The organism is Pseudomonas sp. Ma2-10 (assembly GCF_054330215.1).
In genome coordinates this window covers 1-24,854 of record NZ_JBTEYL010000025.1, presented here as the reverse complement: position 1 = coordinate 24,854, position 24,854 = coordinate 1, and the positions used below count along the sequence as shown (strand labels likewise).

24 protein-coding genes and 1 pseudogene are annotated in these 24,854 nt (G+C 58.1%); 12 read left to right on the top strand and 13 right to left on the bottom strand.

Translation table 11 applies throughout. The features are described 5' to 3' along the window. The 4 genes from ACXPVS_RS22795 to lpxC all read left to right on the top strand — a co-directional run bounded on the left by ACXPVS_RS22795 (position 1) and on the right by lpxC (position 4,434). A complete protein-coding gene (locus ACXPVS_RS22795) occupies positions 1 to 870 on the top strand; it encodes a cell division protein FtsQ/DivIB (RefSeq protein ID WP_458511903.1) in 870 nt (289 codons plus the stop codon). A gap of 15 nt (positions 871 to 885) precedes the next feature. Further along, a complete protein-coding gene (ftsA, locus tag ACXPVS_RS22790; RefSeq protein ID WP_033061341.1) occupies positions 886 to 2,145 on the top strand; it encodes a cell division protein FtsA in 1,260 nt (419 codons plus the stop codon). Between the two features lie 71 nt (positions 2,146 to 2,216). After that, entirely contained in the window at positions 2,217 to 3,410 is a 1,194-nt protein-coding gene (gene ftsZ, locus ACXPVS_RS22785) for a cell division protein FtsZ (RefSeq protein WP_017340680.1), read from the top strand. Between the two features lie 112 nt (positions 3,411 to 3,522). Then, positions 3,523 to 4,434, top strand: coding sequence for a UDP-3-O-acyl-N-acetylglucosamine deacetylase (gene lpxC, locus ACXPVS_RS22780; protein WP_095079844.1), 912 nt, complete (start codon positions 3,523 to 3,525; stop codon positions 4,432 to 4,434). A gap of 69 nt (positions 4,435 to 4,503) precedes the next feature. Here lpxC and ACXPVS_RS22775 read toward each other — a convergent pair whose 3' ends face one another. The 3 genes from ACXPVS_RS22775 to ACXPVS_RS22765 form a co-directional block, all read right to left on the bottom strand. Then, positions 4,504 to 6,000, bottom strand: coding sequence for a diguanylate cyclase (locus ACXPVS_RS22775; RefSeq protein ID WP_458511902.1), 1,497 nt, complete (start codon positions 5,998 to 6,000; stop codon positions 4,504 to 4,506). 112 nt (positions 6,001 to 6,112) lie between these two features. Next, positions 6,113 to 7,441: an OprD family porin gene (locus ACXPVS_RS22770; protein WP_458511901.1), complete on the bottom strand. Its 1,329-nt coding sequence runs from the start codon at positions 7,439 to 7,441 to the stop codon at positions 6,113 to 6,115. Between the two features lie 195 nt (positions 7,442 to 7,636). Beyond that, a complete protein-coding gene (locus tag ACXPVS_RS22765) occupies positions 7,637 to 7,861 on the bottom strand; it encodes a hypothetical protein (protein WP_458511900.1) in 225 nt (74 codons plus the stop codon). A 319-nt stretch (positions 7,862 to 8,180) separates the two neighbouring features. On the opposite strand from ACXPVS_RS22765, the gene ACXPVS_RS22760 reads away from it, so the two are divergent. Next, positions 8,181 to 8,435 (top strand): hypothetical protein, encoded by a 255-nt coding sequence (locus ACXPVS_RS22760; protein WP_458511899.1) that lies wholly within the window; start codon positions 8,181 to 8,183, stop codon positions 8,433 to 8,435. 115 nt (positions 8,436 to 8,550) lie between these two features. On the opposite strand, the gene ACXPVS_RS22755 is transcribed toward ACXPVS_RS22760, so the two are convergent. The 5 genes from ACXPVS_RS22755 to norR form a co-directional block, all read right to left on the bottom strand. After that, positions 8,551 to 9,300, bottom strand: a complete 750-nt coding sequence (locus tag ACXPVS_RS22755; protein WP_458511898.1) for a YkgJ family cysteine cluster protein — start codon at positions 9,298 to 9,300, stop codon at positions 8,551 to 8,553. Between the two features lie 83 nt (positions 9,301 to 9,383). Then, on the bottom strand, positions 9,384 to 9,710 hold the full coding sequence (locus ACXPVS_RS22750; RefSeq protein ID WP_458511897.1) for a hypothetical protein: 327 nt from the start codon (positions 9,708 to 9,710) through the stop codon (positions 9,384 to 9,386). Between the two features lie 42 nt (positions 9,711 to 9,752). After that, complete coding sequence (locus ACXPVS_RS22745) at positions 9,753 to 10,211, bottom strand: GNAT family N-acetyltransferase (protein ID WP_458511946.1); 459 nt, start codon at positions 10,209 to 10,211, stop codon at positions 9,753 to 9,755. A 27-nt stretch (positions 10,212 to 10,238) separates the two neighbouring features. Beyond that, a complete protein-coding gene (locus tag ACXPVS_RS22740; RefSeq protein ID WP_458511896.1) occupies positions 10,239 to 11,141 on the bottom strand; it encodes a chemotaxis protein CheW in 903 nt (300 codons plus the stop codon). A gap of 145 nt (positions 11,142 to 11,286) precedes the next feature. Further along, entirely contained in the window at positions 11,287 to 12,837 is a 1,551-nt protein-coding gene (norR, locus tag ACXPVS_RS22735) for a nitric oxide reductase transcriptional regulator NorR (protein ID WP_458511895.1), read from the bottom strand. Between the two features lie 156 nt (positions 12,838 to 12,993). Here norR and hmpA point away from each other — a divergent pair, with 156 nt between their 5' ends. After that, complete coding sequence (gene hmpA, locus ACXPVS_RS22730) at positions 12,994 to 14,175, top strand: NO-inducible flavohemoprotein (RefSeq protein ID WP_458511894.1); 1,182 nt, start codon at positions 12,994 to 12,996, stop codon at positions 14,173 to 14,175. A 51-nt stretch (positions 14,176 to 14,226) separates the two neighbouring features. On the opposite strand, the gene ACXPVS_RS22725 is transcribed toward hmpA, so the two are convergent. The 5 genes from ACXPVS_RS22725 to ACXPVS_RS22705 form a co-directional block, all read right to left on the bottom strand. Further along, on the bottom strand, positions 14,227 to 14,883 hold the full coding sequence (locus tag ACXPVS_RS22725) for a helix-turn-helix transcriptional regulator (protein WP_458511893.1): 657 nt from the start codon (positions 14,881 to 14,883) through the stop codon (positions 14,227 to 14,229). Between the two features lie 92 nt (positions 14,884 to 14,975). Continuing rightward, entirely contained in the window at positions 14,976 to 16,103 is a 1,128-nt protein-coding gene (locus ACXPVS_RS22720; RefSeq protein WP_458511892.1) for an NAD(P)/FAD-dependent oxidoreductase, read from the bottom strand. 23 nt (positions 16,104 to 16,126) lie between these two features. Beyond that, on the bottom strand, positions 16,127 to 17,083 hold the full coding sequence (locus ACXPVS_RS22715) for an ornithine cyclodeaminase family protein (RefSeq protein WP_458511891.1): 957 nt from the start codon (positions 17,081 to 17,083) through the stop codon (positions 16,127 to 16,129). Between the two features lie 141 nt (positions 17,084 to 17,224). Continuing rightward, on the bottom strand, positions 17,225 to 18,712 hold the full coding sequence (gene rhlB, locus ACXPVS_RS22710; protein ID WP_458511890.1) for an ATP-dependent RNA helicase RhlB: 1,488 nt from the start codon (positions 18,710 to 18,712) through the stop codon (positions 17,225 to 17,227). A 98-nt stretch (positions 18,713 to 18,810) separates the two neighbouring features. Next, a complete protein-coding gene (locus ACXPVS_RS22705; RefSeq protein WP_458511889.1) occupies positions 18,811 to 19,467 on the bottom strand; it encodes an alpha/beta hydrolase in 657 nt (218 codons plus the stop codon). Between the two features lie 467 nt (positions 19,468 to 19,934). On the opposite strand from ACXPVS_RS22705, the gene ACXPVS_RS22700 reads away from it, so the two are divergent. The 6 genes and pseudogenes from ACXPVS_RS22700 to ACXPVS_RS22675 all read left to right on the top strand — a co-directional run. Continuing rightward, complete coding sequence (locus ACXPVS_RS22700) at positions 19,935 to 20,966, top strand: amino acid ABC transporter substrate-binding protein (RefSeq protein WP_458511888.1); 1,032 nt, start codon at positions 19,935 to 19,937, stop codon at positions 20,964 to 20,966. A 65-nt stretch (positions 20,967 to 21,031) separates the two neighbouring features. Then, on the top strand, positions 21,032 to 22,213 hold the full coding sequence (locus tag ACXPVS_RS22695) for an amino acid ABC transporter permease (protein WP_458511887.1): 1,182 nt from the start codon (positions 21,032 to 21,034) through the stop codon (positions 22,211 to 22,213). A 10-nt stretch (positions 22,214 to 22,223) separates the two neighbouring features. Beyond that, entirely contained in the window at positions 22,224 to 23,321 is a 1,098-nt protein-coding gene (locus ACXPVS_RS22690; protein ID WP_458511886.1) for an amino acid ABC transporter permease, read from the top strand. 10 nt (positions 23,322 to 23,331) lie between these two features. Continuing rightward, positions 23,332 to 24,096: an amino acid ABC transporter ATP-binding protein gene (locus ACXPVS_RS22685; RefSeq protein WP_458511885.1), complete on the top strand. Its 765-nt coding sequence runs from the start codon at positions 23,332 to 23,334 to the stop codon at positions 24,094 to 24,096. A 130-nt stretch (positions 24,097 to 24,226) separates the two neighbouring features. Continuing rightward, positions 24,227 to 24,376 carry a hypothetical protein gene (locus tag ACXPVS_RS22680; protein WP_458511884.1) on the top strand — a complete coding sequence of 50 codons (150 nt, stop codon included), beginning with the start codon at positions 24,227 to 24,229 and terminating at the stop codon, positions 24,374 to 24,376. A gap of 335 nt (positions 24,377 to 24,711) precedes the next feature. Beyond that, a pseudogene (locus ACXPVS_RS22675) lies at positions 24,712 to 24,854 on the top strand (IS30 family transposase); the annotation flags it as partial.

The window sequence follows — 24,854 nt, the reverse complement described above, 5'->3', positions numbered from 1 at the left end:
ATGCAAGGCGCACAGCTTAGACATCAGCCCCCCGTACCGACCGGCCGTAAACCGGTACCCCGGGGTGCCAGCCGAATGGTGGCCAAAGAGCCGATGTCTGCGCGCCTGCCGAAAGCCAACTTTGGTGTTCTCAAAGCCTTGTTCTGGCCGGTGTTGTTGGTCGCGCTGGGCTTCGGTACTTACGAAGGCGCGCAACGTTTGCTGCCGTACGCCGACCGGCCGATCACTAAGGTCAACGTGCAGGGCGACTTGAGTTACATCAGCCAGCAAGCGGTGCAACAGCGGATCGCTCCCTACGTGGCGTCGAGCTTCTTCACCATCGACCTGGCGAGCATGCGCACCGAACTCGAACGGATGCCATGGATTGCCCACGCCGAAGTGCGTCGGGTTTGGCCGGATCAGGTGGTGATCCGCCTGGAAGAACAACTGCCGGTGGCCCGTTGGGGCGACGAGTCGCTGTTGAACAACCAGGGTCAGGCGTTCAACCCGCGAGAGCTGGCGAACTATGAACACTTGCCGCAGCTGTTCGGCCCACAACGGGCCCAACAGCAAGTGATGCAGCAATACCAAGTGCTGAGCCAGATGCTCAGGCCGTTGGGCTTCTCGATTGCGCGCCTGGAGTTGCGTGAACGAGGCAGCTGGTTCCTGACCACCGGCGCCGGCAGCGCGGGCCCGGGAATCGAACTGTTGCTGGGGCGCGGTAACCAGGTGGAAAAGATGCGCCGCTTCATTGCCATCTATGACAAGACGCTTAAAGAACAGATTACGAACATTGCGCGCATCGATCTGCGCTACGCCAACGGCCTCGCTGTTGGCTGGCGGGAACCTGCAGCGCCCACGACAGCCCAACCCGCTGTCGCGAAGAATTAAGAAGAGGCAGGACCCATGGCAAACGTGCAAAGCGGCAAAATGATCGTCGGTCTCGATATCGGCACCTCCAAGGTGGTGGCGCTGGTCGGCGAGGTTTCGGACGACGGCACGCTGGAAATCGTCGGGATCGGCACTCATCCGTCCCGTGGCCTGAAGAAAGGCGTGGTGGTGAACATCGAGTCCACCGTGCAATCGATCCAGCGCGCGATCGAAGAGGCGCAGCTGATGGCTGGTTGCCGTATTCACTCGGCGTTCGTCGGCGTGGCTGGCAATCATATCCGCAGCCTGAACTCTCACGGCATCGTGGCGATTCGTGATCGCGAAGTCAGCTCCGCCGACCTCGAGCGAGTTCTCGACGCCGCCCAAGCCGTGGCAATTCCGGCTGACCAGCGCGTGCTGCACACCCTGCCGCAGGATTACGTGATTGATAACCAGGAAGGCGTTCGTGAGCCTCTGGGCATGTCGGGCGTACGTCTGGAAGCCAAGGTTCACGTGGTCACCTGCGCCGTCAACGCCGCACAGAACATTGAAAAATGCGTGCGTCGCTGCGGCCTGGAAATCGACGATATCATTCTCGAGCAACTGGCTTCGGCCTACTCGGTTCTGACCGACGACGAGAAAGAGCTGGGCGTGTGCCTGGTGGACATCGGTGGCGGCACCACCGACATCGCGATCTTCACCGAAGGCGCGATCCGTCACACCGCGGTCATCCCGATTGCGGGCGATCAGGTGACCAACGACATCGCCATGGCGTTGCGCACCCCGACCCAGTACGCCGAAGAAATCAAGATTCGCTACGCCTGTGCCCTGGCCAAACTGGCCGGTGCCGGTGAAACCATCAAGGTCCCTAGCGTTGGCGACCGTCCACCACGCGAGTTGTCCCGTCAGGCCCTGGCCGAAGTGGTTGAGCCGCGTTACGACGAACTGTTCACGCTGATCCAGGCCGAACTGCGTCGCAGTGGCTACGAAGACCTGATCCCGGCCGGCATCGTGCTGACCGGTGGTACGTCGAAGATGGAAGGCGCCGTCGAATTGGCCGAAGAAATCTTCCACATGCCGGTCCGCCTGGGCGTGCCGCATGGCGTCAAGGGCCTGGACGATGTGGTCCGTAACCCGATTTATTCCACTGGCGTTGGCCTGTTGATGTACGGCCTGCAGAAGCAGTCCGACGGGATTTCGTTCTCGGGCATCAGCAGCCGTGACAGCTACAGCAATGAAGAACCGAAAGTCGCCTTGCTCGATCGCTTCAAGAGCTGGGTACAAGGCAACTTCTAAAGATTTACCGCAGCATCGTTGTAGATACAGGCAGTAGGCGAAAAAACTAGAGAAATGAAAGGAGAGGGAAAATGTTCGAACTCGTAGACAACATCCCCGCAAGCCCGGTTATTAAAGTTATCGGTGTTGGCGGAGGCGGCGGCAACGCCGTCAACCACATGGTCAAGAGCAACATTGAAGGCGTTGAATTCATCTGCGCCAACACTGATGCCCAAGCGCTGAAAAGCATCGGCGCGCGGACCATTCTGCAACTGGGCACCGGCGTGACCAAAGGTCTCGGCGCTGGCGCCAACCCTGAAGTGGGTCGTCAGGCCGCTCTCGAAGATCGTGAGCGCATTGCCGAAGTCCTGCAGGGCACCAATATGGTGTTCATCACCACGGGCATGGGCGGTGGCACCGGTACCGGTGCTGCGCCGATCATTGCTGAAGTGGCCAAGGAAATGGGGATTCTCACCGTTGCGGTGGTGACTCGTCCGTTCCCGTTCGAAGGCCGCAAGCGCATGCAGATCGCCGATGAAGGCATCCGTCTGCTGTCTGAAAGCGTCGACTCGTTGATCACCATTCCCAACGAGAAGCTGTTGACCATCCTTGGCAAGGACGCAAGCCTGCTGTCCGCATTCGCCAAGGCCGACGATGTACTGGCCGGTGCCGTTCGCGGTATCTCCGACATCATCAAGCGTCCGGGCATGATCAACGTCGACTTTGCCGACGTACGGACCGTGATGAGCGAAATGGGCATGGCGATGATGGGCACTGGCTGCGCCAGCGGTCCGAACCGTGCACGTGAGGCCACTGAAGCGGCCATTCGCAACCCGTTGCTGGAAGATGTGAACCTGCAAGGTGCACGCGGCATCCTGGTGAACATCACCGCCGGTCCTGACCTGTCCCTGGGTGAGTACTCGGACGTGGGTAGCATCATCGAAGCCTTCGCTTCCGAACACGCGATGGTCAAGGTCGGTACTGTTATCGATCCGGACATGCGCGACGAACTGCACGTGACCGTGGTTGCAACCGGTCTGGGCGCGAAAATCGAGAAGCCTGTAAAGGTCATCGACAATACCGTTCACACCTCCATGGCTTCGCAGCCACAACAATCGGCTCCCGCTCGTCAGGAAGCGCCAGCGGTGAATTACCGTGACCTGGACCGTCCGACCGTCATGCGCAACCAGGCTCAGGCCGGTGCTGCGACTGCCGCGAAGATGAATCCGCAAGATGATTTGGACTACCTGGACATCCCGGCTTTCCTGCGTCGTCAGGCCGATTAATGGAATGTATCAGGGCTATGAAGGTGATTGGTGTTCAGCAAAGGTCTGGTCTGCTATCATCGCCAGCCTTTGTTGATACCAGTTCGCAATTTGCGCTGAAGCGGCCCAAGCCATGATTAAACAACGCACACTGAAAAATATTATCCGTGCTACAGGTGTAGGCCTGCACTCCGGGGAGAAGGTATACCTTACCCTCAAGCCCGCACCTGTCGACACCGGCATTGTGTTTGTTCGTGCCGATCTTGACCCTGTGGTGCAGATTCCTGCCCGCGCGGAAAACGTTGGTGAAACCACGATGTCGACCACATTGGTCAGTGGTGACACCAAAGTGGATACGGTGGAGCACTTGCTCTCGGCCATGGCTGGCCTGGGCATCGATAACGCCTACGTCGAGCTCTCCGCGTCCGAAGTCCCGATCATGGATGGTAGCGCTGGACCCTTCGTATTTCTGATTCAATCGGCTGGCCTGGAAGAACAGGACGCTGCCAAGAAGTTCATCCGGATCCTGCGGGAAGTGACAGTGGAAGACGGCGACAAGCGCGCCACTTTCGTCCCTTTCGAAGGTTTCAAAGTGAGTTTCGAGATCGATTTCGATCACCCGGTTTTCCGTGACCGCACACAAAGTGCAAGCGTGGATTTTTCCAGTACTTCGTTTGTAAAAGAAGTCAGCCGCGCCCGTACCTTTGGTTTCATGAGTGATATCGAGTACCTGCGCAAGCACAACCTCGCACTCGGCGGCAGCGTTGAAAACGCTATTGTGGTCGACGCGGATGGTGTACTGAACGAAGACGGCCTTCGCTATGAAGACGAATTCGTGAAGCACAAGATCCTCGATGCAATTGGTGACCTCTACCTGTTGGGCAATAGCCTGATTGGTGAGTTCAAGGGCTTCAAGTCCGGACATGCATTGAACAACCAGCTGCTGCGCAAGTTGATTGAGCAGACAGATGCTTGGGAAGTCGTGACTTTCGAAGACGCCAGCACTGCACCGATCTCTTACATGCGTCCAGTTGCGGCCGTGTAAGTAAAAAAACCTCTCTAGTTTTTAAAGGCTACCTTCGGGTGGCCTTTTTTTCTGTGCGCGGGAAACGACTCAGTTCGAAGCGACAACCCGATTACGCCCACTTTCCTTGGCTTGATACAGTGCCTTGTCCGCTGCAAACAATAGCTGTTCCAGACTGATCTCGGCGGCGGTGGTCCAGGTGCTGATACCGATACTGACAGTAATCGGCGACTCGGCACCTGGCACCAGCGGCAATTGCTCCACTGTCGCTCGAAGGTGTTCGGCAATCTGTTGCGCACCCTGGCTGTCAGTTTCAGCGAGAATCACCGAAAACTCCTCGCCGCCGTAACGGGCCACCAGATCCGCGGGTCGCCTCACATTGGCGCAGATCACCTTGGCCACCGAGCGCAAGGCATCATCGCCCCCCTGATGCCCATGTCGGTCGTTGAAGGCCTTGAAGTGATCGGCATCAATCATCAGCAGCGATAACGGCTGGCCGGAACGTTGAGCGCGGAACCACTCATGACGAAGGACCTGATCCAGCGTTCGGCGGTTGGCCAGGCCGGTCAAGGCATCGGTGGCCGCCAGCTGCGCCAGTTCCTGTTCGGCGTTATGGCGCAGGCGCAGTTCCCGGCTGAGCAGCCAGGTCAGCCAGAGCAAGCTGATGCACAGCGCTATCGTCGCAACGCTAACCACCACCGCCGTGCGCTTCCATGAGGCAAACACTTCATCACTGGACAGTGCAACGATGACGATCAACGGCAAGTTGCCCACCTTGGAAAAGGTGTACAGGCGTTTGTCCTTGTAACGGCTTGAAGCGCTGGTGAAGCTGCCGCTGCCCTCTTTGACGATGCGCTGAAAGTGGGGGTGGTTGCTGAAGTCCTTGCCAATAAGCTCTTCGGCCAGACGGGGTTCCTTAGCCAGAAGAATCCCGTCCGAGCTGATCAGGTTGACCGAGCTGTCACGACCAACGCTCAAGCTATTGAACAACTGATCGAAATAACTCAAGCGTATGGCTGCTTCGGCGACGCCAAGAAATTCGCCCTGTGAGCCGCTGACTCGGCGACTGAAGGTGATTCGCCAATCATGTTCGGCCTGTCTGGAACGCAAGGGACGGCTGATGAACATGCCCGGGTCGCGATTGTTCACGTGCGACTGAAAGTATTCGCGGTCAGCAAAATTGCCCTTTCTGGGCTCCACCGAGGCCGAATCAGCGATCACGTCGCCCTTGTTGTCCAGCAACAAAATGTCGCCCTTGTACGGCGCGGTAGTGGCACGGTCAAACAAGGCCAGATGGCGGATGACAGGGGACACGCTCTTGAGGTCTTCACGTTGCGAGGCAGCGATCAAGCGGAGCAAGGACAGGTCATAGAGTTCGACATTGCGTAGCACGTCGGCGTCAATCAACTGCACGATGTTGGTTGCTGCGCGGGTGGCCGACTGTTCGGCATTGGCGTGTTCGCGAATGAGCAGGAATGCGACGATGCTCAATATTGCAATCACTAGCAGCAAACTGCCGAGAACCAGAAGCCGCTCCGATCGCGTCGACCGGATCGGATGATGAGATGTAGCACTGCTCACACTCATGGTTCTGGCTTCTGCAAATGAGGCGTTGTGAACGTGTTTTGCAAGACTCAGGACGAGGCACCCGGATAAAAAAAAGGCCAGCAAAAAATGCTGGCCTTTTACTTATTGAAGCTTAGAAGACATTGAGCGGGTAGTCGACGATCACCCGGTATTCATCGGTGTCCTGATCCAGCGCGCCGTAGCCGTTGCCTCCACGGTTGGTCGCCCATTGCAGGCGCAGCGCCAGGTTTTTCGCCTTGCCGCCCTGAACCACATACTTGAGATCAATGTCGCGTTCCCAGTGCTTGGCGTTTTTTCCGTCAGCGCTGTACCACGAGGCATAACCGGGGCTGTCCGGATCGACCTTGGTCAGGTCCAGTTCACCTCGGGAGTAAGACACCGCCGAGGTCAGGCCAGGAAAGCCGAGCCCGACAAAGTCGTAGGCGTACTTGAGTTTCCATGAGCGTTCGTTCGGGCCGTTGAAGTCCGAATACTGCTGGGAATTGTCGAGGTAGACGCTGTCGCCTTGGCTGATGTAGTCAAACGGCGTGTTGCCGTTGACCCGCTGATAGGCCGCTGTAACGCTGTGATTGCCCACACCAACGGTGAAATGCAGGCTGTAGGCGTTGTTGTCGATGTGGCCCAGCAGCGCATCGCCGGTGTCTTGTGTGTGATAGGCATGCAGACCCGGGTTGAGGCTGACCAGGTCATTCAGCGCGTAGGTGTAATCCAGGTCGTAGTAATACTGGTTCCAGATGTCCTTGAGTTCGGAGGCATAGAGGCTGCTGGTCAGCCCCGGCAGGCCGCTCCAGGCCACGCCGGCCCAATTCAGGTGCTTGCTGTCGTCACCGTCGGCCAGGCTGCCGTAGGACGTGCCGATTCGGGTGTGTCCACTCTGGTTGTAAGGCTTGGTGAAACTTGCCTGGCCTCCTTCAATCATCCAGCCGTCGAGGCTGTGGTTGGTCAGGCTGACGCCGCGAAAGGTTTGAGGCAGCATGCGGGTTTCGCCGCCGGCGATGACCGGGTTGGCGAGAAACAAGTCACCGGCCTTGAGTTCGGTATTGAAGGCCCGCATTTTCAGCGTACCACCCGCCGTCGAGAACGAACCCGGCGCTTTGCCGTTGCCATCGCTGACCGGCAGGATACTTGACCCGTCGGTACCGCCACCGCCGTCGAGCTTGAGCCCGAGCATGGCGTGGGCATCAATACCGAAACCGACGGTGCCCTGGGTGTAACCCGATTCGAAGAGGCCGAGGAAACCCTGGCCCCATTCAATGTTGTCGTCCGTCTGCTGCAGGCGATTGCGATTCATGTAGTAGTTTCGGGCGTTGAGGTTGAGGCTTGAACCTTCGACAAAACCTTCGGCGTTTGAGTCGTCTGCGGCATGAGCGGCATGAGCGGCAGGAATCACCGTTGCAGTGAGTGCAATGAATAACGGGCTGAATCTGAGAGGGGAACGCACTGGCGGTCAAGCTCCTTGGGTGAACTAAGAACCTCATTGTTTTGAGGCTCGGGATATTTCTTGTTAGGGAAGACGAACTAAAGGTGTTCAAAACCACAACGAAAAAAAGCCGCTGATAGCAGCGGCTTTGAAGACAACTTTTCAAAGGGAAGAGCCGATGAAAAGTGTCGAGGGAAACAGAGCGATATTTGGCGATCAGCTGTCTTTCTCAATCCGCTTATGGGCTTGAGTGGCCGACGCTTGAGGGGTTTGCGCAGCTTCCTGAACCTTGGCCGTCATTTCGTTTTGATACTGTTCGAATGCAGCAGCGCGTGCGGAATTTTTCGCGACGAACGTCTGCGACTCTTCAGCGATGGCGAACGGAGACAGAAACAAAGAGGACAAAACGAAAGCGCTGGCAATACCCATAGTGTTGGACATCTTTAAAACCTTCTTGCTTGGCAAGTGCTGTTTGGTGCGGCAAAGATAAGGGCGATTGGAGAGGTAAAAAAGAGTGGATTCGTGAAAGGACTGTTGCGTTATAAGCAACAGTAGGTGGTCGGAGTGGGCAAAATCCTGTGGCGAGGGGGCTGGTCTGTAGGTCTGTTGGGCGGGTGGCTGTCCGCGAAGGCGTCAGTTCAGTCAGCACAAAACCCGACGGACCCTCTTGAGGCAGCTTGTATTGCCCCATCCAGTTATACTGCTGCCTTTCGCGGCTCGCTGACCGGGCCCGACTCTATGTGCATCACCCGGAGCTTTCATGACTTCCCCGACACAACCGCCGGTTGCCGACGCTTTGAGCGACGACCAGGTAGACCTGCCAGACAGCGTCGACTCCAGCGCAGACAGCGACCAAGCGGCGATCCCTGCGTTCAAGTTCCCGTTCAAGCCGGGCGACCTGGCCGCAGCGAAGAACGCCAGCCAGCCCTGGTACAAAAACGGCGCCAAGAACGGCCATACCAAAACCCCGGGCGCAGCGCCTCCCGGTACTCGTCGTTCGATGGGCAAGCGCTGAGTTTTAAACTCTGCGGTGCCTGGCCTACCGTTTTCGCGAGCACGTACGACGCCAATCCACTGTGGGAGCCGAGTTTGCTCGCGAAGAGGCCATCAAAGGCAATACACCTTCTGGGTCAAGCCGCCCGCAACGAAATAAACGCATAATTCACTGGCGTATCTGTCGCCACTTGCGCTCCCGCCGCCTGCACTTGCCCGGCAATATCCTCGCCCGACACATGAAACAACCAGTCAGCGCCTGACTCAGCCATTGGCTGTGTCGCAACTTGGTCGATGACCACGGCGAACGCCGTCATATCCGGCAGATAAGCAGTAAACCCATCGCCTTTCAGTGCTGTAGTCCGAATCCCCAGCAGCGCGCAAATCGCATCCTTGGTCCGAATGTCATCGCGATCCGCCTGACGGGAGCGCTGGATTAATCCGACCAGCTCCTGATCCACCAATGCCCCACCCACAATCAGATCCGGTCCCTTTTCCCACGACTCGGGAGGACATTCCTTCACGGCGATGTTCAGGGGGATATGTGGATTGATTTCCATCGGGTAGATGCGACACACCAGCGGCCGGCGTTCGTAGATGCGGCAGAGGTTGTCTTCGTCAAGATTCCGGCAAGGACCGACGTTGTAGGCGGCAAAGGTGATGGCGATGTACGCCTCGGAGGCGCCGCTTCGAACCCTCACCGAGCGACGTTCGCAGTGTTCGCGTTGCTGCACTGGCAGGCCCAGGCCATTGCCCAGAAAACCTTCCACCAGCACGATGACCTGACCGCCATCGGCGGCCCACATCCGGGCTTCAGGCAGGGTCAGGGGCACGTGGTGGTCGTTGCAGCATTTGCCACAACCTACGCAGGAAAACGTCGTATTCATTGAACGGCCAGTCGTATAAAAGGAGATGAATCGGCGACAGAATGCCGCCGCAAAGGCCGCTATCGAAGCAAGTTATGCGCCAGTCACTGCACCTTGGTGGTGGAGCGGATGGAGTCCCATTCGGTGACGTAAGCGGTTTTGCTTTTCTTGTTGTAGAGACACAGTTCGGTGCCTTGCTGGCCTTTCATGTGTTTTTGCGGGTATTGGCCTTGCAGCAGAAGTGCGCTGTAGCCAACCCGGTCATCGAACTGCGCGGCGTTGCCCATGGGCTTGGCGTTCGTCAAGCCGCTGGCTTTGGTGCAACTGACGAGCACCGTTTTGTCGTAAGCGGCCCAGGCGTCGGGGCTGGAGGCGTGGGCCTGGGTGGCGAGAGCGGCGAGACAGAGGAGGGTAAGGGTCGAGGCGTTCATGTTCGGCATCCTTGGGGGGGTATTGACCAAGGTCTGAGTATGTCAGGCCGGAACCGGTTCCCGGCGGATTACTCGCATTCCGCCGTTTTCATACAGACGCTGCGCCCGAAGGTTGCCTTCCAGTACCTTCAAATCCACAAAACCTTCGCGTCTTTGCTGAAATATCTTGAAAGCATGTAGCAGCAACGCGTGTCCTAATCCTTGCCTCTGAGCCCGTGGATGCACCACCAGGTTTTTGATGTAGGCACTTGTCCAGCATTGGCAAACACCGGCAAGACCTTTGGCATCCAGAGCGATAAAGCACAGGCTCGGATCATATTCAGGGTCGGTTTCAAAACGTTGTTGCCAGACGTCCAGTGTCGGCACGCGACCGCCACCTTGCTGATAACCCCGTTCCATCAAACGATGAACAGCTTCTGCCAGTTCGGGGCGGTATTCACTGAGGACAATACCCTGAGGCCAAGAGATCGCAGGCACAACTTCAGCGAGGTTGCGCCGCATCAGCAAGCAGAATTCCTCGCTCAAGCCTCAATGACCTTGTTCAGCGACAGCCTTGGCTGCTTCGATCAGGCACTTGGTCAGTTCTGGCGAGGAGAACTTGGTCAACACCGCGTTCGCGCCGGCAAGACGGGCCTTTTCGCTGTTCATCGCGCTGTCCAAGGAAGTGTGGAGCAACACATAGAGGTGCGAGAAGTCCGGGGTTTCACGCAAGGTACGGGTGAAGGCGTAGCCGTCCATCTCGGACATTTCGATGTCTGAGACGATCAGGTTGATCTGCTGGGCCGTGCCTTGCAGGTCCAGCAGGCAGTCGATGGCGTCCTTGGCGCTGCGGGCGGTGTGGCATTGCAGGCCGAGGTTGCGCAGGGTGTGCACTGATTGCTGCAGCGCCACCTGGCTGTCATCGACCACCAGAATCCGCGCGTTGCCGAGTACTTCGGCGTCTTCCATGCTCAGTTCGGTCGGGGCCGTTTCGATCTGTGCCGGGGCGATGCCATGGATCACTTTTTCGATGTCCAGCACCTGTACCAACGTACCGTCGACCGAGGTCACGCCAGTGATATACGAACGCACGCCGCCAGCGCCAAAGGGCGGCGGACGGATGTCGGTGGTCAGGCAGTGGACGATCTTGCTCACGGCTTGAACGTGCAAACCCTGCTTGGAGCGGCTGACATCGGTGACGATCAGGCAGCCACCGTTGGGGTCTTCCAGCGGCCGTTCGCCAATGGCACGGCTGAGGTCGATCACCGACAACGATGCACCGCGCAGGGTGGTGATGCCTTTGACGTGGGGGTGCGACTCCGGCAGCCTGGTCAGCGCCGGGCAGGGAATGATTTCACTGACTTTCAGCAGGTTGATCGCCATCAGCTTGCCGCTGCGCAAGGTAAACAGCAAAAGCGAAAGTGAATCTGCGCGGGCTTTGTTTGAAGACATAAAAACCTTCTGTGGAAAAAGGTGACGGGCGAGCGCGAGGATCGCCAACTGCTATCGATATCGGGTTATCGACTTGTTGCGGGTAGGCTTTAGCAATTCAGGTGAACGGTATGACGCCATCGCGAGCACGCTCGCGATGAGGCCTTCACTTCACTCCCAGTCGCTTGGCCATTCTTCCAAGATTCGCCCGATCCAAGCCTAGCTCACGCGCCGCACTCGCCCAGTTGTTATGGTGCCGTTCCAGGCAGGCGTTGATCAGTCGACGCTGATAGTCCTCGGTCGCCGCCCGTAAGTCTCCTGCGACCAAAGCAGCCGGGTTGACAGGGACTGGCTCGGCTGCAACCTCAACGCTGCCATTGGGCAAATCGAGATCCGCGGCACTCAAGCTGAGAATTTTCGGCCGCTCCTTGCAGTTACCCAGTGCCTTCAAGGCACTGCGGCCAATCAGATGTTCCAGTTCCCGCACATTGCCCGGCCATGCATACGCCAGCAATGCAGCTTGCGCATCGCTGTTCAGGCGCAGACTGTTGAGGCCCATGCGCGAGCGGTTCTGCTCGAGAAAATAGCCGCTGAGTAGCAGCACATCCCGCCCGCGATCACGCAGTGCGGGCACCAGCAATGGATAAACGCTCAGGCGATGATAAAAATCGGCACGGTAGCGGCCGCTGCGCACTTCCTCCGCCAGGTCGCGGTTGGTCGCGGCGATCAGGCGTACGTCCACCTGATGTTCTTTATCCGATCCCAATCGCTGCAACTGACCGCTTTGCAGCACGCGCAGCAACTTGGCCTGGACGGTCAGGGACAGTTCACCGACTTCATCGAGAAACAGCGTGCCGCCATTGGCCAGTTCAAACTTGCCGCGCCGATCGTTCATCGCGCCGGTGAAGGCGCCGCGGACGTGGCCGAACAATTCGCTCTCCACCAGCGTGTCCGGCAGCGCGGCACAGTTGAGGCTGATGATCGGCTTGTCGGCCCGAGGTGATGCGGCGTGGATGGCCTGGGCGACCAGTTCCTTGCCAACCCCGGTTTCGCCGGTGATCAGCACGGTCAGATCGCTGCCGCCCACCAGATTGATTTCTTCCACCAGCCGTTTGTGGGCCTTACTCTGGCCAATCATCTCGCGGTTCTGCTGGCCGCTGGCTTGTCGGTAAACCTCGGCACGCTGATGTTCGTCTTCGGCACGATTGGCCAGGCGTTCGATGCGCTCGGCGGCGTTGACCGTGGCGGCGGCGAGGCTGGCGAAAGCATCCAGGGCGTCCAGTTCGATCGGTTCGAAGCGCTCCGGATCGAGGGCGTCGAGGGTCAGCAAACCCCATGGGCGCTCGTCGATAAACAGCGGGCAGCCCATGCAGTCGTGGACTTCCAGATGCTCATCGAGGCCGTCGATCAGTCCGTCGTAAGGGTCGGGCAAGTCGCTGTCGGCGGCGAAACGGGTCGGGCCGTGGCTGCTGAGCAGCGCTGCGAAACGAGGGTGTTCACTGATTTTGAAGCGTCGGCCGAGGGTGTCGGTACTCAACCCGTCGACGGCCAGCGGCACCAGCCACTCGCCATCAAGGCGCAGCAGGGCAGCAGCATCGCATGGGAGCAAGGCGCGCATGGCTTCGAGCAAGCGCCGATAGCGCTCGCCTTCGGGGAGTTCGCGGGACAGGTCGGAGACCAGTGGCAGCAGTGCGGTCAGTAGCGATTTTGCAGTCATAGTGACTCCATGTAGTCGGTATGACTATAAGTCAGTGTGTGTCCAAATGACTATGTAAAGTTTAACTACTTGATTTATAAGGTTTTATATCTTGGCACGGAAACTGATAGGTACAAGGCAGTCAGTTAGCAATTCAAGTAGATCAGGAGTCGCCTTATGCTTAGCGTTCAAGACCGTGCAATCGTCAAATCTACCGTGCCCTTGCTGGAAAGTGGTGGCGAAGCATTGATCACTCATTTCTATCGCATGATGTTGTCCGAGTACCCGCAAGTTCGCCCGCTGTTTAACCAGGCCCACCAGGCCAGTGGCGATCAGCCGCGCGCCCTGGCCAATGGTGTCCTGATGTATGCGCGGCACATCGACCAGCTCGACCAGTTGGGCGACCTGGTGGCCAAGATCATCAACAAGCACGTGGCCCTGCAAATCCTCCCGGAACACTACCCGATTGTCGGCGCGTGCCTGCTGCGAGCCATTTCCGAAGTGCTGGGCGAGGAGATCGCCACCCCTGAAGTGATGGCCGCCTGGGGAGCTGCCTACGGTCAATTGGCCGACATCCTGATCGGCGCCGAAACCAGCATCTACGACCAGAAGGAACAGGCACCGGGCGGCTGGCGCGGGGCGCGGGAATTCATCGTGGCGGCCAAGGTCGAGGAAAGTGCGGAAATCATCTCGTTCTACTTCGAACCGGCCGACAAAGGCCCGATTCTGGCGGCAGAGCCAGGTCAGTACATCGGCATGAAGCTGATCCTCGATGGCGAAGAGATTCGTCGTAACTATTCGCTGTCGGCCTTGGCCAACAAGGGCCAGTACCGGATCAGTGTCAAACGTGAGGCCGGCGGTCGCGCCTCCAACCACCTGCACGATCAACTGCATGTAGGCGCAACCATTCAGTTGTTCCCGCCATCGGGTGAATTCACCCTGACCGACAGCGACAAACCGCTGGTGTTGATCAGCGGCGGCGTCGGTATTACGCCGACGCTGGCGATGCTCGAAGCGGCGCTGGCGACCGAACGGCCGGTGCACTTTATCCACTGCGCGCGTAACGGTAGCGTTCACGCGTTCCGTGACTGGATTGATGGCTTGGCCGAGCGTCATCCGCAACTCAAACGCTTCTATTGCTACGACGAAGATGATGGCGTGAGTCCGGCGGCGCACAAGGTTGGTCTGTTGAGTCAGGAACAACTGGGCGAGTGGTTGCCGCAGCAGCGTGACCTGGACGCTTACTTCCTCGGACCTAAAGGCTTCATGGCGGCGGTCAAGCGTCACCTGAAAGCGTTGGGTGTGCCGGAGAAGCAAAGCCGTTACGAATTCTTCGGGCCGGCTTCGGCCCTGGAGTAACGCTAACGCCGGGTACTCTGTGGCGGGGAGCAAGCTTTCTCGCCGCAGGGTTCAGCCTTTCAGTTCCTTCAAATGTTTGTACACCGTTGCCCGCCCCATGTTCAGCACGTTCGCCACATAGTTGGACGCGCTTTTGCCTTTGAAGGCGCCCTCGGCGTGCAGTGCCAGCACCAGTTCGCGTTTATGGTCACGGGTCAGCAGGTTCAGGCTCAGCTGACGTTCGCGCAGCCAGGCGTGGAGGAACGTGTTGATGCGCTCCTGCCAGTCATCGCGAAACAGCGAGTCAGGTTGCGCAATCAACTTGCTGGGCGACAGGAACAGGTCCAGCGCGGCTTTGGCATTTTCGAACAACGATATATTCAGATTAATGCACAGCACCGCCAGCGGATGACCTTCGCTGTCGCGCAGCACACTGCTCAGGCTGCGAATCTTCTGGCCATCCCAATTGAGCTTTTCGTACGGCCCGATGTTTCGTTCGCTGATCTCTTCGCTGAGCATGTCCTCCAGCGCCGAGTCGTCACCTATTTCCCGTTTGGACAGGTTGTTGGCGATGTAGTCGACCTTCTGCGTGCGCAGATCGTGCAGCACCACCTCGGCGTGAGGAAAGAACAATGTGGCGATGGCATCGGCGATCGCACGGAAATTGCCCAGCGGCGAACTCTTCAATGCAGAGTCATCACCGGCCGGTTTTTGTTCTTGGGCGTTCATAAAGTGGTGCTCCAGACAGCATCAGCGCCCTGTCAAAAAAGGGCGCTGGAAGTTTGCCGTAATCGTGTCCACACGTCACCTGCGTCCGAACGTCAGCCCAGCCGCGACGGGGAGAGCATCTGGGTGTTCAGACCGAAGCGAGTCAGATGCTCAGGCAAGGCTTCACCGCGTACCAGTGCCGCACTGGCCTGGCCCATGGCCGGCGAAGTCTGGATGCCATAACCGCCTTGTGCCGCTACCCAGAAAAACCCCGGTACCTGCGGATCGAAACCGGACAGCAAATCACCGTCGCTCACGAAACTGCGCAAGCCAGCCCAGGTGCGGGTCGGGCGGCGGATGGTCAGGGTGGTGGCTTCTTCGATCTGGTAGATGCCCATCGCGATGTCCAACTCTTCGGGCTGAACGTCGTGCGGTTCCACCGGGTCGGCGTTGGCGGGCGAGCCGAGGAACATTCCGGCGTCGGGCTTCATGTAGAAGGATTCGTCGAGGCTGACCAGCATTGGCCACTGGTGGATGTCCACGCCCTCAGGACCGGCGAAGATGAACGCCGCACGGCGCTTGGGTTGCAGGCCCAGCGGTTTGGCACCGGCCAGTTCGCCGATTGTATCGGCCCAGGCGCCTGCCGCATTGATGATGATCGGGGCGCTGAAGGTCTGACCGCTGGTTTGCACGTGCCACACACCTTCGGTGTCCCGGGTCAGGCTCAGGACCTCGCTGTCGGTATGAACTTCACCTTTGTTGCGTCGGATACCGCGCAAGTAACCCTGGTGCAAGGCATCGGTGTCGATGTCGCTGGCGGTCGGGTCGTAAATCGCACCATGGACTTTTTCCCGACGCAGAATCGGCAGGCGCACACAGGCCTCGTCGGCACTGAGCCGTTGCATCTGTGGCACCGTTGCTTTGGCGCTCAGGTATTGATTGTTCAGTTCGTCCGGGTCCCCGGTGAAATCCACGGTCATCTCGCCTCGCGGGGTCAGCAGCGGATGTTCGCAAAAACCGGCGGGCGGCGCGTCGAAGAAATCACGACTGGCCTGGGTCAGCGCCCGAACTTGAGGCGTACCGTATGCGGCGGTGAACAGTGCGGCTGAACGTCCGGTGGAGTGGTAAGCCGGATGGGATTCGCGCTCGAGCACGATCACTCGGGCGTGCTGCGACAACCAGAAACCGGTGGAAGCGCCGGCAATCCCGCCGCCGATGATGATGAAATCTGCCTGGCTCATGAACGTCTCCTGTGGGGCCGGGCTCAAGCGCCGTGCCGTTGCAAATGATAAAGGGCATTGGCCAGTGCGATGTCTTCCAGGCCCAGGCCGATGGAGCGGAAGAACACATGACGGTCGTAGTCGGGGCGCTGGATTTTTTCGCTGAGCAGATCGGGCAGGTCGCCGATGATCGCGTTTTTGTCCCAGCCATGTTGTTCACCGGCTATCAGCATCTCTCCAGCGGTGTCTGGGGTGGTCAGACGATAGTCGCAGAACACTTGCATGTCATTGAGGCTCTGCGGCGGCACTTCGTGGGCACGCGGAGCGTTGGTGCTGATGGAGGTGATCAGTGCCGGTTTGCTCACGCTTGACGGGTCGATCACCGGGCCTGCGGACGAGGTGCAGAGCATGATCACGTCGGCGTCTTGAACGGCCATTTCGCGACTGTCGACGATGGTCAGGCGAGGGTCGAGACTTTGGAGCTGTGCCAATACTTCGGGATTCTTGTGGTTCAGGCTCGGCGAGTAGAGGTTGATACTCTGCCAGTCGCGCAGGCTTTTGACGTAGTGCACGTGCGCCTGGGCAACCTTGCCGCTGCCGATGATTGCCAGGCGTCGGGCCTTCAGCGGGGCGAGGGCGTCGACCGCCACGGCGGTTGTTGCGGCGGTGCGTGCCGTAGTCAGCTCGCCTGCATCGCAGAGCAGCAACGGCTGGCCGGTCTGCATCGACATCAGCAACGTCCAGGCGGTCACCAGCGGACCTTGTTCACGCGCGATGTACGGCGAGGTCTTGACCCCGTAAACGCCGTCTTTGGCCAATACACCCAGGTAGTTGATGAAGTCGCCAGCGCCCTGCGGGAACTCCACCAGTTGCTGCGCCGGTTGCACCGCCTGCCCGACGGCCAGGTCGCGGAACAGTTTGCGCAGGATCTGCGGAACGTCGACCTGCGCCAGCAGTTCGCGGGCCTGAGGTTGGGTGATCACATAAGGCGTACTGGGCATGGTCGGCTCCGAGCGCTAGAAGTAAACTAATTTGTCCATTATGGACTTTTAGTTATTGCGAGCAAGCTCCTGTTGAAAAAAAGCCGGACGAAAAAAAAGCGCAGTCCGTTTCCGGCTGCGCCTCTTTTAGTGCGACCCGCGTTATGGGCGCTTGCGCTCAACCGCTCGCAGCAGATGCGTCGCTGGCGTTTCGCAGCTGATCTTGCGACCCAGTAACGCCTCGATGGACGGTAGCTGGTAGGAGTCATCCTCACCGGCAAAACTGATGGACACACCATCGGCGCCGGCACGACCGGTACGACCGATACGATGCACGTAGTCGTCCGGGACTTCCGGCAGGGTGAAGTTGATCACGTGACTGATGCCGTCGATGTGGATGCCGCGACCGGCGACATCGGTGGCGACCAGTACGCGGATTTTGCCTTCGCGGAAACCTTCCAGGGTCTTGATGCGCTTGTGCTGCGGCACGTCGCCGGACAGCTGCGCGGCGTTGACGCCGTCGCGCACCAGACGTTCTTCGATGCGCCGCACTTCATCCTTGCGGTTGGCAAACACCATCACCCGCTCCCAACCGTTGTCGTTGACCAGGTTGTAGAGCAGTTTGTATTTGTCGGCGCCGGCCACGGCGTAGATGTGTTGCTCGACGTTTTCGCTGGCCACGTTCTGCGACTCGATCTCGACGATCGACGGGTCGGTGGTCCATTGCTTGGCCAGGTTCATCACATCTTCGGTGAAGGTGGCGGAGAACAGCAGCGTTTGACGCTCGTTCTTCGGCGGAGTCTGGCGAATGATCTGACGCACTTGTGGGATGAAACCCATGTCGAGCATCCGGTCGGCTTCGTCCAGAACCATGACTTCGACCATGTCCAGGTGCACATCGCCACGCTGGTTGAAGTCCAGCAGGCGGCCCGGTGTGGCCACGAGGATGTCGCAATGACGGGCTTCGAGGTGCTTGAGCTGCTTGTCGAAGTCCATGCCGCCAACGAACGTCATGACGTTCAGACCGGTGTATTTGGTCAGGTCGGCTGCGTCTTTGGCGATCTGCACCACCAGTTCACGGGTCGGCGCAATGATCAGCGCCCGCGGCTCGCCCATATAACGCTCTTTCGGCGGCGGGGTTTCCAGCAACTGGGTGATGATCGAAATCAGGAACGCTGCGGTTTTGCCGGTACCGGTCTGGGCGCGGCCAATGGCATCTTTGCCGGCCAGGGTGAAGCCGAGGACTTGTGCCTGGATCGGCGTGCAATACGGGAAGCCCAGGTCCTGGATGGCGTGCATCAGTTCGGGGGCGAGTTTGAAATCGTGGAAACGGGTTTTGCCTTCCTGGGGTTCGACGGCGAAGTCTTCGAGTTTCCAGGGGATAACCGGTGCTTTTGGCTTCGGTTCGCGACGCGGCCTGGCAGGTTTCGCAGCTTCGCTGCTTGGTTCTTCAGAGGCCTGAGCCTCAGCGGGTTGGACGGCCGGTGTGGTCATCGGCTCGTGCTTCGGTACCGCTACGGTTGCGGTCCGGCCAGACTGATTACCGTCGGTGCGGTGGCTGGGATGGTGAGACGGGGCGCTGGAGACTGGCGCGAGTTGCTCAGTCTCGCTTTTACCGAACATTTTCTTGAGTGCTTTGAGCACGGTCATCTCATCAATTGGTTAAGGAATATACGCCGGCCAGTGTAATGCAAGAATCGGGCGCGGCGTAGTGGGATGGATCAATGGGCTGCTTTTCACATAAACAGTTAACGCAAACGCCCGGTGAGCCAGACACCAATGTCGCGAATCTCCTCGGGTAACACTTCGTGACCCATTGGGTATTCCTGCCATGTCACGGTGACACCATGCTGCTTTAAATACTCGTAAGCGGTGCGGCCCATTGAATTTTGAACGACGTCATCATACTGGCCGTGTAAAGACAGCACGGGAATGCGCTGCTGGCTGGCGGAAAGCTCCAGTTCATCGCTGAAGGTCGGCGCATAGGTCGAGAGGGCAAGTACGCCACCCAGCGGTCCCTGCCATTTCAGAAACGCGGTGTGTAACGCCACTGCGCCACCTTGGGAAAAACCTGCCAAAAATATCCGCGAGGCGTCTATTCCGCTGGCTCGCTCCACTTCGATCAAATTGACGATCCTCTGTGCCGACTCTTCCAGCTGCTCGCGGTTGATCGCGCGCGCGGGGCTCATGGCCAATATGTCGTACCAGCTCGGCATCTCGTAACCACCATTGATGGACACGGCGCAGGTCGGTGCCTGAGGGAGAACGAAGCGGGTCGTCAGCAGGCTTTCCTGCAACGCCTCGGCCACCGGCAAGAAGTCGTAGCGATCGGCGCCCAGGCCGTGCAGCCATATAACGCAGGCGTCTGCGGGCTTGACGGGCTGAAGAATCAAGGGCTCGGTCATGGTTGCTCCAATGTTGTGCAGGCGCTCTCATTGAGTGCGAGGTCTGAGGGCGTGCCTGGTTGATCAGTTAAGAAGATGTCGCAAGGCTACAAGTTTTGCTATTGACCTGCCGCACAATTGCTTCGGCGAGCGGTCTGGTACGGGCTTTGCTATGGGGATACGGTGCAGCTCATCTCGCGCCTTGCGGTAACACTATCAGTGTACTGCTGGCGGTGGGATAGCAAAAAATCCGGTGATGGATGTTCGCCAGTGGCCGCTACGGGCTTCGCGAACGTGAAAGGGTTACCGCCCGTTCGGCCGATTGGTGAGAAGTGAGTTGTCCATGATGTGGATTTTCTCCTACTAGACTCATAGCGCAGGTCTTACGTCGGTTGACCCCAAAAAAAGCCAACACGGGTCAACAACGCCTCATAAGGGTGCGACTGGACTCAAGCTCCGACACAACAAGAGCAAAACTGGAGGTTTGAATGAAAATGTTGAAATCCACCCTGGCTATCGTGACTGCAGCCGCAGTACTCGGTGTCAGTGGGTTCGCTCAGGCGGGCGCAACCCTGGATGCAGTGCAGAAGAAAGGTTTCGTGCAGTGCGGCGTCAGTGATGGTCTGCCGGGCTTCTCGGTTCCGGACTCTACCGGCAAGATCCTGGGGATCGATGCTGACGTTTGCCGCGCTGTGGCCGCTGCCGTCTTCGGTGACGCGACCAAAGTCAAATTCAGCCAGTTGAACGCTAAAGAACGCTTCACCGCGCTGCAGTCCGGCGAAATTGACGTGCTGTCGCGTAACACCACCATGACCAGCTCCCGTGACGCGGGCATGGGCTTGAAGTTTCCTGGCTTCATCACCTATTACGACGGCGTAGGCTTTCTGGTTAACAGTAAGCTGGGCGTGAAAAGTGCCAAGGAACTGGATGGCGCGACCATCTGTATTCAAGCCGGTACCACCACCGAGCTGAACGTTTCCGACTACTTCCGTGGCAATGGCCTGAAGTACACCCCGATCACTTTCGACACCTCCGATGAAAGCGCCAAGTCGCTGGAATCTGGTCGTTGCGACGTGTTGACCTCCGACAAATCCCAGCTGTATGCACAGCGCACCAAACTGGCCTCGCCTAAAAGTTATGTGGTTCTGCCGGAAACAATTTCCAAAGAGCCTTTGGGGCCGGTCGTGCGTAATGGTGACGATGAGTGGCTGGCGGTCGTTCGTTGGGTTGGCTATGCAATGCTCAACGCCGAAGAAGCTGGTATCACGTCGAAAAACGTCGAGGCTGAAGCCAAGTCGACCAAGAACCCGGACGTCGCCCGTTTGCTGGGCGCTGACGGTGAATACGGCAAGGATCTGAAATTGCCGAAAGACTGGGTCGTGCAAATCGTCAAACAAGTCGGTAACTACGGCGAAATCTTCGAGAAAAACCTCGGCAAGAATACTCCGCTGGAAATCGACCGTGGCCTGAACGCCCTGTGGACCAATGGCGGCATTCAATACGCACCACCAGTGCGCTGATGGTTCTATCACCCGGTGGGCCAACCGCCGGGTGATGTTCTGTTCCATTATTTGCGGGGCACTTCATGCAAAATTCAATCGGCGCACCAAAGCAGAGGCTCAGCCTTAGCGATCCCAAAGTGCGTGCGTGGCTATTTCAGATCATCACCATTGTGGCGGTGGTCTCGATGGGCTGGTATCTGTTCGACAATACGCAGACCAACCTTCAACACCGGGGCATTACCTCCGGTTTCAGCTTTCTGGAGCGCAGTGCCGGTTTTGGCATCGCCCAAACCCTGATCGACTACACCGAATCGGACAGTTATGCCCGAGTGTTTGTCATCGGCCTGCTCAATACCTTGCTGGTGACTGTCATCGGCGTGGTCCTGGCGACGATCCTCGGGTTCATCGTCGGTGTGTCACGACTGTCGAAGAACTGGATTATCAACAAGCTGGCGACAGTCTATGTAGAAGTTTTCCGTAACATTCCGCCGCTGCTGCAAATCCTGTTCTGGTACTTCGCGGTGTTCTTGTCCATGCCAGGGCCGCGCAACAGTCATAACTTCGGTGACACCTTCTTCGTCAGCAGTCGCGGCCTGAATATGCCAGCAGCGTTGGCGGCAGACGGGTTCTGGCCGTTTGCGGTCAGCGTCATGGTGTCCATCGTCGCCGTCGCGCTGATGTGTCGTTGGGCCAACAAGCGCTTCGATGCCACCGGGGTGCCGTTCCACAAGTTCTGGACCGGGCTGGCACTGATGCTGGTGATTCCGGCACTGTGCGCGCTGATCTTCGGTGCGCCATTGAAATGGGAATTTCCTCACCTGCAAGGCTTCAACTTTGTCGATGGCTGGGTGTTGATCCCCGAATTGTTGGCCTTGACCCTGGCCCTGACGGTCTACACGGCAGCCTTTATCGCAGAGATCGTTCGTTCAGGCATCGCCTCGGTCAGCCACGGCCAGACTGAAGCGGCGCACTCACTGGGTTTGCGCAACGCCCCGACCCTGCGCAAGGTGATCATCCCGCAAGCCCTGCGCGTGATCATTCCGCCACTGACCAGCCAATACCTGAATCTGGCGAAAAACTCCTCGTTGGCTGCCGGTATCGGTTATCCAGAGATGGTCTCGTTGTTTGCCGGTACGGTGCTCAATCAGACCGGGCAGGCAATCGAAGTGATTGCCATCACCATGAGCGTGTACCTGGCGATCAGTATCAGCATTTCCCTGCTGATGAACTGGTACAACAAGCGCATTGCGCTGATCGAGCGGTAAGGAAAAGCGCATGAGCACTCATACTTTTAAACCTGATATGCCCCCACCGAGCAACAGCATCGGTGTGATCGCATGGATGCGTGCGAACATGTTCTCCAGCTGGCTCAACACCCTGCTGACCCTGTTTGCGTTCTATCTGATTTACCTGGTGGTACCGCCGATCCTGAGTTGGGCGCTTCTGGACGCTAACTGGGTGGGCACCACTCGTGCCGATTGCACCAAGGATGGCGCCTGCTGGGTGTTCATCCAGCAGCGTTTCGGTCAATTCATGTACGGCTACTACCCGACAGCGCTGCGCTGGCGCGTGGACCTGACCGTATGGCTGGCGGTCATCGGTGTGGCACCCCTGTTCATTTCGCGCTTCCCGCGTAAAGCGGTATACGGGCTGAGCTTCCTGGTGCTGTATCCGATCATTGCCTACTTCCTGTTGCATGGCGGTCTCTTTGGCCTGACTAACGTCCCGACCAGCAAATGGGGCGGGCTGATGCTGACACTGGTGATCGCCACCGTCGGTATTGCCGGTGCATTGCCGTTGGGTATCGTCCTGGCGCTGGGCCGTCGTTCGGACATGCCGGCGATTCGTGTGGTCTGCGTGACCTTCATCGAGTTCTGGCGCGGCGTACCGTTGATCACGGTGCTGTTCATGTCCTCGGTGATGCTGCCGTTGTTCCTGCCTGAAGGCATGAACTTCGACAAACTGTTGCGGGCACTGATCGGCGTGATCCTGTTCCAGTCGGCCTACGTGGCCGAAGTGGTGCGCGGCGGTCTGCAAGCGATCCCCAAAGGTCAGTATGAAGCGGCTGCGGCGATGGGCCTCGGTTACTGGCGCAGCATGGGCCTGGTGATTCTGCCGCAAGCCCTGAAGATGGTGATCCCCGGTATCGTCAACACCTTCATTGCGCTGTTCAAAGACACGAGCCTGGTGATCATCATCGGCCTGTTCGACTTGCTCAACAGCGTCAAACAAGCCGCCGCCGACCCGAAATGGTTGGGCATGGCCACCGAAGGCTATGTGTTCGCGGCCCTGGTGTTCTGGATTTTCTGTTTTGGTATGTCGCGCTATTCCATGCATCTGGAACGCAAGCTCGACACTGGCCACAAGCGTTAGGAGTTCTCTGATGAGCGAAGCAATCAAAAAGCCTGTGAGCCCTGAAGGCATTATTCAGATGCAGGGCGTGAACAAGTGGTACGGCCAGTTCCACGTGTTGAAAGACATCAACCTGAACGTTAAACAGGGCGAGCGTATCGTCCTGTGCGGCCCGTCGGGTTCCGGCAAATCCACCACCATTCGTTGCCTCAACCGTCTGGAAGAACACCAGCAGGGTCGCATTGTGGTCGATGGCGTGGAGCTGACCAACGACCTCAAGCAAATCGAATCTGTGCGTCGTGAAGTCGGCATGGTGTTCCAGCACTTCAATCTGTTCCCGCACCTGACCATCCTGCAGAACTGCACGCTGGCGCCGATGTGGGTGCGCAAGATGCCGAAGCGCAAGGCCGAAGAAATCGCCATGCATTACCTGGAGCGCGTACGCATTCCGGAACAGGCGCATAAATTCCCGGGGCAACTGTCCGGCGGTCAGCAGCAGCGTGTGGCGATTGCGCGTGCTTTGTGCATGAAACCGAAAATCATGCTGTTCGACGAACCGACTTCGGCACTCGATCCCGAGATGGTGAAAGAAGTGTTGGACACCATGATCGGCTTGGCCGAAGACGGCATGACGATGCTCTGCGTAACGCACGAAATGGGCTTCGCCCGCACCGTGGCCAACCGCGTGATCTTCATGGACAAGGGTGAAATCGTCGAGGAGGCTTCACCGAACGACTTCTTCGACAATCCGCAGAATGAACGTACGAAACTGTTCTTGAGCCAGATTTTGCATTGATTGGCGCTTGGCGGTGAAAGAAACCCGGACAGTGTCTGGGTTTCTTTCTTTATAAGTTGTTGTTGTTACTGTGGCTTATTTGTCTTTATCGTTCCGCCCCCCCATCGACTGATACTAGAAAATGTCATAAATGCCTGACCACAATGGGCATGACAAAGTGGCATTCAGTATCGGCGACGATGCCGCGATCTCCGATCGGATGGCGTGGTCGGCTTTGCGCCTGGACATGAAACGGCGCGGCGGTGACTTGCTTAGCCAGCCCGGCATGAAAGACGCCTAGGCAAGCCATTTTCAATGTGCGGGCCGCTCAGGGGCTGAATGGGGGCAAACCCTGCAATGATTGCGCTATGAGCAACTGACCTTCGATGGAGTGGGACAACAGCTTTTTATCAGACCACAGCGGATTTCCGCCGCCCTGGTGAGCTGTTTGATAAGTGCTACAGAGGCTTTTCTGACCTCCGGTGAGAGATTTGCGATCATCGCGCTCTCTTCGGCTACCAGGTCGATTCGGATTTTCTGATATAGCTCTTCACCTGCGTCTGTGGCTCGTATCTGAATGGCCCGTTTATCCTCCAGATCAACTGATCGCTCGACATACCCTTTGCGTTCAAGATGGGTAATGAGCGCTTTGAGCTGGTTATCCACTTGCTTCGAGAACACTTTTCTCCCGACCAAATCGCGGGCAAGCTGCGCCTTATGAAAATCAATTTTGAAGAAGCCTACGTCTGCCGCGAAACGATCTACAACGCCATCTATGC

What these genes read in the sequence shown, in the direction of transcription:
- ACXPVS_RS22775 (WP_458511902.1), bottom strand. Translation starts at nt 6,000, where the DNA reads ATGAGTGTGAGCAGTGCTACATCTCATCATCCGATCCGGTCGACGCGA.
- ACXPVS_RS22765 (WP_458511900.1), bottom strand. Translation starts at nt 7,861, where the DNA reads ATGTCCAACACTATGGGTATTGCCAGCGCTTTCGTTTTGTCCTCTTTG.
- ACXPVS_RS22685 (WP_458511885.1), top strand. Translation starts at nt 23,332, where the DNA reads ATGAGCGAAGCAATCAAAAAGCCTGTGAGCCCTGAAGGCATTATTCAG.
- ACXPVS_RS22745 (WP_458511946.1), bottom strand. Translation starts at nt 10,211, where the DNA reads ATGCGGCGCAACCTCGCTGAAGTTGTGCCTGCGATCTCTTGGCCTCAG.
- ACXPVS_RS22720 (WP_458511892.1), bottom strand. Translation starts at nt 16,103, where the DNA reads ATGAGCCAGGCAGATTTCATCATCATCGGCGGCGGGATTGCCGGCGCT.
- norR (WP_458511895.1), bottom strand. Translation starts at nt 12,837, where the DNA reads ATGACTGCAAAATCGCTACTGACCGCACTGCTGCCACTGGTCTCCGAC.
- lpxC (WP_095079844.1), top strand. Translation starts at nt 3,523, where the DNA reads ATGATTAAACAACGCACACTGAAAAATATTATCCGTGCTACAGGTGTA.
- ACXPVS_RS22695 (WP_458511887.1), top strand. Translation starts at nt 21,032, where the DNA reads ATGCAAAATTCAATCGGCGCACCAAAGCAGAGGCTCAGCCTTAGCGAT.
- ftsZ (WP_017340680.1), top strand. Translation starts at nt 2,217, where the DNA reads ATGTTCGAACTCGTAGACAACATCCCCGCAAGCCCGGTTATTAAAGTT.
- ACXPVS_RS22795 (WP_458511903.1), top strand. Translation starts at nt 1, where the DNA reads ATGCAAGGCGCACAGCTTAGACATCAGCCCCCCGTACCGACCGGCCGT.
- ACXPVS_RS22750 (WP_458511897.1), bottom strand. Translation starts at nt 9,710, where the DNA reads ATGAACGCCTCGACCCTTACCCTCCTCTGTCTCGCCGCTCTCGCCACC.
- rhlB (WP_458511890.1), bottom strand. Translation starts at nt 18,712, where the DNA reads ATGACCGTGCTCAAAGCACTCAAGAAAATGTTCGGTAAAAGCGAGACT.
- ACXPVS_RS22690 (WP_458511886.1), top strand. Translation starts at nt 22,224, where the DNA reads ATGAGCACTCATACTTTTAAACCTGATATGCCCCCACCGAGCAACAGC.
- ACXPVS_RS22760 (WP_458511899.1), top strand. Translation starts at nt 8,181, where the DNA reads ATGACTTCCCCGACACAACCGCCGGTTGCCGACGCTTTGAGCGACGAC.
- ACXPVS_RS22700 (WP_458511888.1), top strand. Translation starts at nt 19,935, where the DNA reads ATGAAAATGTTGAAATCCACCCTGGCTATCGTGACTGCAGCCGCAGTA.
- ACXPVS_RS22740 (WP_458511896.1), bottom strand. Translation starts at nt 11,141, where the DNA reads ATGTCTTCAAACAAAGCCCGCGCAGATTCACTTTCGCTTTTGCTGTTT.
- hmpA (WP_458511894.1), top strand. Translation starts at nt 12,994, where the DNA reads ATGCTTAGCGTTCAAGACCGTGCAATCGTCAAATCTACCGTGCCCTTG.
- ACXPVS_RS22705 (WP_458511889.1), bottom strand. Translation starts at nt 19,467, where the DNA reads ATGACCGAGCCCTTGATTCTTCAGCCCGTCAAGCCCGCAGACGCCTGC.
- ACXPVS_RS22755 (WP_458511898.1), bottom strand. Translation starts at nt 9,300, where the DNA reads ATGAATACGACGTTTTCCTGCGTAGGTTGTGGCAAATGCTGCAACGAC.
- ftsA (WP_033061341.1), top strand. Translation starts at nt 886, where the DNA reads ATGGCAAACGTGCAAAGCGGCAAAATGATCGTCGGTCTCGATATCGGC.
- ACXPVS_RS22715 (WP_458511891.1), bottom strand. Translation starts at nt 17,083, where the DNA reads ATGCCCAGTACGCCTTATGTGATCACCCAACCTCAGGCCCGCGAACTG.
- ACXPVS_RS22680 (WP_458511884.1), top strand. Translation starts at nt 24,227, where the DNA reads ATGCCTGACCACAATGGGCATGACAAAGTGGCATTCAGTATCGGCGAC.
- ACXPVS_RS22725 (WP_458511893.1), bottom strand. Translation starts at nt 14,883, where the DNA reads ATGAACGCCCAAGAACAAAAACCGGCCGGTGATGACTCTGCATTGAAG.